Origin of the sequence: Streptomyces torulosus (genome assembly GCF_001419765.1) — a bacterium.
Taxonomy (GTDB): Bacteria; Actinomycetota; Actinomycetes; order Streptomycetales; family Streptomycetaceae; genus Streptomyces; species Streptomyces torulosus.
The window spans coordinates 1-4,787 of sequence record NZ_LIRK01000680.1 but is presented as its reverse complement, the minus strand read 5'-3'; the positions used below and the strand labels follow the sequence as shown (position 1 = coordinate 4,787).

3 protein-coding genes are annotated in these 4,787 nt (G+C 70.9%); 2 read left to right on the top strand and 1 reads right to left on the bottom strand.

The window, feature by feature from the left end:
- The first annotated feature begins 413 nt into the window (after nucleotides 1-413).
- Complete coding sequence (locus tag AOK23_RS37210; protein WP_055716900.1) at nucleotides 414-1,523, top strand: LLM class flavin-dependent oxidoreductase; 1,110 nt, start codon at nucleotides 414-416, stop codon at nucleotides 1,521-1,523.
- A 47-nt stretch (nucleotides 1,524-1,570) separates the two neighbouring features.
- Here AOK23_RS37210 and AOK23_RS37205 read toward each other — a convergent pair whose 3' ends face one another.
- Nucleotides 1,571-3,463: a putative bifunctional diguanylate cyclase/phosphodiesterase gene (locus AOK23_RS37205; RefSeq protein ID WP_079049923.1), complete on the bottom strand. Its 1,893-nt coding sequence runs from the start codon at nucleotides 3,461-3,463 to the stop codon at nucleotides 1,571-1,573.
- A 375-nt stretch (nucleotides 3,464-3,838) separates the two neighbouring features.
- Here AOK23_RS37205 and AOK23_RS37200 point away from each other — a divergent pair.
- Nucleotides 3,839-4,787, top strand: a 949-nt coding sequence (locus AOK23_RS37200; RefSeq protein ID WP_055716901.1) for a M6 family metalloprotease domain-containing protein, incomplete at its 3' end; no start/stop codon positions are given.

Sequence of the window (4,787 nt, the reverse complement as noted above, 5' to 3'; positions counted from 1 at the left end):
GCTTCAGCGCCACGGTTTCCCCCTACCAGGTTGTGACCGCAAGCTTTCGTACCACGATAGCCGCCAAGCGCCGTTTACGGGGCGGCTGTTGGCGAGAATGATGCGGAGCATCCGGGCCCTGGTCTGGGGCGCACCACTCTGGCATATGCCCCCGTCATGAGTGGCTCGGAGAGTCTCAGGTCAGGGCCGTGCGCGAGGGGGTTCGCCCATGCGTTCGGCCCTGGGGGAACGTGAGATTTTTTATGGGGAAACGGACGCGGTGGCGGTCGTTCCGGCCGCCTTCCGGCCCCCTGCGATGGCCGAGAAGCATCGGAAGGCCCGCGCGGAGCCGCCGGAATAAACGGAGACACCCTCCTGTTAACCCCCGGCGTACCCCAGAACCGCCGTGAACAGCAACAGCAGGAGGCCCCGCCGTGACCGCAGACGAGATCCGAGGCAAGACGCACGGCACCGCCCCGGTCCCGCTCTCCGTCCTCGACCTCGTCACCGTCGGCGCCGGCCGCACCGCCACCGACGCCCTGCGCACGAGCGTCGCCCTCGCCCGCCAGGCGGAGGACCGCGGCTACCACCGCTACTGGGTCGCGGAACACCACTCCATGCCGGGCGTGGCCTCCTCCTCCCCGGCCGTGATCCTCGCCCACCTCGCGGCCCACACCACCCGCGTCCGCCTCGGCTCCGGCGGCGTGATGCTCCCGAACCACGCCCCCCTGGTCATCGCGGAGCAGTTCGGCACACTGGAGGCCATGGCTCCCGGCCGTGTCGACCTCGGCCTCGGCCGCGCCCCCGGCACGGACGGCGCCACCGCCGCCGCCCTGCGCCGCTCCGCCCGGCTCCACGAGGGCGCCGACGACTTCCCCGAGCAGCTCGCGGAGCTGACCCGGTTCCTGGACGACGACTTCCCCGACGGTCACCCCTACCGCCGTGTCCACGCGGTACCGGGCCCGATCCAGGGCACGTCGCCCGGCGGTGTGCAGTCCCCGCACCGCCCCCCGATCTGGCTGCTGGGCTCCTCCGGTTTCAGTGCCCGCCTGGCCGGCGAACTCGGCCTGCCCTTCGCCTTCGCGCACCACTTCTCCGCGCGGAACACGATCCCGGCCCTCGACCTGTACCGCGAGACGTTCCGCCCCTCCGCGGTCCTCGACGCCCCGTACGCGCTGATCGGTGTCTCGGCCCTCGCCGCCGACGAGGAGAAGGAGGCCCGCCGCCAGGTCAGGGCCGCCGCCCTGAACATGGTCCGCCTGCGCACCGGCCGCCCCGGCCTCGTCCCGACCCCGGAGGAGGCGGAGGCATACCGGTTCAGCGCGGTCGAACAGGACTTCATCGACTCCTGGAACGCCGATGTCATCCACGGCACCGTCGACGAGGTCCGCACCCGCCTCGACGACCTCCACAAGCGCACCGGCGCCGACGAGCTGATGCTCACCACCCACGCCCACAGCCCCGACCTGCGCCTGCGCTCCTACGAACTGATCGCGGGCGCCTACGACCTGCCGCGGATCCCCCGTACCGACGGCGATCGGTGAGCGGCCTCAGATCTGGGGCCCGTACCGAGGGCACTCGGTAGGCGGCCTCAGGTCTGGGGGCAGGCCGCGGCGCCCAGCAGTTCGCCGATCCGTTCGGGCGACACCGCGCGGGAGTACAGCCATCCCTGCCCGGTGTCGCAGCCGAGTCTGCGCAGCCGGGAGGCCTGGGCGTCGGTCTCCACGCCCTCCGCGGTGACGGTCAGCCCGAGCCGGTGGGCGAGCTGGACGAGGGCCTCGACGATGATCTCGTCGGCGGGGTTGGGCACCCCGTCGTCCCCGGTCCCGCCCTCCTGCGGCGTCTCGTACTGGAAGCCCCGGACGAACGCCCCGTCCAGCTTCAGCACGGACACCGGCAGCCGGCTCAGGTACGCGAGGTTGGAGTAGCCCGTGCCGAAGTCGTCGATGGCGATACGGACCCCCATGTCGCTGAGGGCCTTGAGCGCCTGCAACGGGCGGCCGGCGGAGCCCATCAGCGCGGACTCGGTGAGTTCGAGCTGGAGCAGATGCGGGGCGAGGCCCGTCTCGGAGAGGATCTCGGCGACATCGGCGACGAGGTCGGAGTCCCAGACCTGGCGCACGGCGACGTTGACGCTGACGAAGATCGGCGCCCGGCCGGGGTGGTCGAGCTGCCAGCGGCGGGCCTGCCGGCAGGCGGTCGCGAGGATCCAGCGGCCGAGCTGGACGATCGAACCGTCCTCCTCCGCCAGTGAGATGAACCGATTCGGCGTCAACAGGCCGAACTGCGGATGGTGCCAGCGCACCAGGGCCTCCACCCCGCGCACCTCGCCCTGCGCCATCCCGACCAGCGGCTGGTACTCCAGGACGAACTCGCCCCGCCCGATGGCCGCCCGCAGCGTGGACGACAGCGCCTGACGGGTCATCCGGTGGGCGTTGCGCTCCGGATCGAACAGCGTCCAGCGGGACTTGCCGTCGGCCTTCGCCCAGTACAGCGTCGTGTCGGCGGCCTGCATCAGCCCGGTGGCCGTGGTGCTCGCCGACTGCCGTTCCACGACGCCGATCGACGCCGACACGGACAGCCGCTGCCCGGCGAGGTCGAAGGGCGCCTGGAGGGTCCTGAGCACGGACTCGGCCAGGTCGGCGAGTTGTTCGGTGCCGGTGGAGTCCTCGACGAGGACGGCGAACTCGTCGCCACCGAGCCGGGCCACCAGCGGGGCCGTGGCCGGCGCGCCCGCCGAACGGCCGTACGCCGCCGCCTCCGCGCACCGGGTCAGCCGCTCGGCGACGGCCGAGAGCAGCCGGTCGCCGACCCGGTGGCCGAGGGTGTCGTTGACCGCCTTGAACCCGTCGAGGTCCAGATAGACCAGGCCGATCCGGCCGGTGCCGGACTCCTCGTAGGCGTCCCGCTCCAGGGCGGCGGCCAGCCGTTCGAAGAACAGGGTGCGGTTGGGCAGCCGGGTCACCGGGTCGTGCAGTTGCAAGTGCTGGAGTCTGGCCTGAAGTTGACGGTTGGCGCTGATGTCGGTCACCGAGAGCAGGACCGCGCCCTCCTCCTCGGGCAGCGGCGCCACCGACACCTGGACCCACAGGGAGGTCCCGTCGGGCCGTTTGAGTCGGCGTGTGCAGCGCAGCCGGGCCTGCCGGCCGCGCAGCACCTCGCGATACGCGTGCCAGGTGCGGGTGTCCGCGGCGAGGTCGACCAACTCGGCCGCGACGCGCCCCGCGAGCGGCCCGGCCACCCCGTTCCCCAGCAGTGTCTCCATCGCCGCGTTCGCGGTGACGACCCGCCCTTCGCGGTCGACGACGGCCATGGCCAGCGGCGCCGCGGAGAAGGCGGAGGGAGTGCTCTCGACCACCGCCCTGCCCGACGCGTCCGCCGTGCCCGACGCCGCTGACACATCTGGCGCTTCGGCGTGACGCTCTGTAGTCGCTGACCGGACGAGGTCTGCCGCGGGCGCCGGCCCTTGGGACGTTCCGCTCACCGTTCGCTCCCGCAGTGCACTCGTTTTTCGTATGGATCTCGATTGTGTCTTCGGAGCGGCCGAACTAAGTACGAAGGGCGCTCTGGCCGTGTCCGTGCAGGAAAGTGTGCCGATCATAGAGGTTGCCCCCAGGGCCTTCTAGCCACTCTCCAGTCTCCCTGAACAACGACCAGATCTGACAGATCGTTTCTGCCCCGAGCTGAACGGCTTCCCGGAATCGTCGACCGCTTGTGACGTTCCGTGAGTGCACGGGGTGTCGCCCCGAGGGGACTGTACGACCGTCCCTCACCCGTCTGATGTAGACAAACAGGGCAAAGTACTACTAATTCGGAAAATCTGGACGCGGCGTCCCAAGACTCGCGTTCGGAGGTCCCCGTGCAGCGTCCGCACCCCTGGAAGGGGCCTCTCCGGCAGGGACTCCTCGACGGCCGTGTGCCCACGTTGCGCAGTACGGCGGCCATGCTGACCTCGCTGACCGCCCTCGCCGCGACCTCCCTGATCGCGGCCCCGTCGGTCGCCGTCCCCCTGTCCGAGGCGTGCGCCCTGCGCAGGACCGAGGCGCATCACTCGGAGGGTCTCGACACCTGGAACGCCGCCTATCCGCGCCCCACGCGCGACCTCGACGCCGTACTGGTGTTCCTTTCCTTTCCGGACTCCACCCCCGTCACCTCCCCGGAACAGCTGACCGCCGATCACTTTCCGGACACCAGCCAGTTCTTCGAACGCGCCTCCTACGGCAAGTTCGCCCTCCGTCCGCATCCGCACCGCCAATGGCTGCAGATGCCGCGCCGCTCCACGTCGTACGCCATACGGCGGGACTGGAACGCGCCGCACCGGGCCGCCTATCTGAAGGACGCCCTCGCGACCGCCGACCCGTACATCGACTTCTCCCGCTACGACATCGTGTACTTCATCGCCGACCCGCACGCGCCCGGCGTCGACTCGGACGCGACGAAGGTGGTGAACCTGGAGTCGCCCCTGGAGGTCGACGGGACGGGTCTGCGCCGCGTCGTCACCGTGTTCGAGAAGCATCCGCCGGACCGTCTCGTCCTCGCCCATGAGACCGGCCATGTCTTCGACCTGCCCGACCTCTACCACCGGCCCGTCGACGGCAAGGGCGACTGGGACACCCATGTCGGCGACTGGGACCTCATGGGCAGCCAGTTCGCTCTCGCGCCCGATTTCTTCGCCTGGCACAAGTGGAAGCTGGGCTGGCTCGAACAGCACCAGGTGGCGTGCGTGCGCGGCGCCGGTGTCACCCGACTGACGCTGGAGGCGGTGGGAGCGGGACCGGCACGGACGGCGGAGGGGGCGGTGCAGGCTG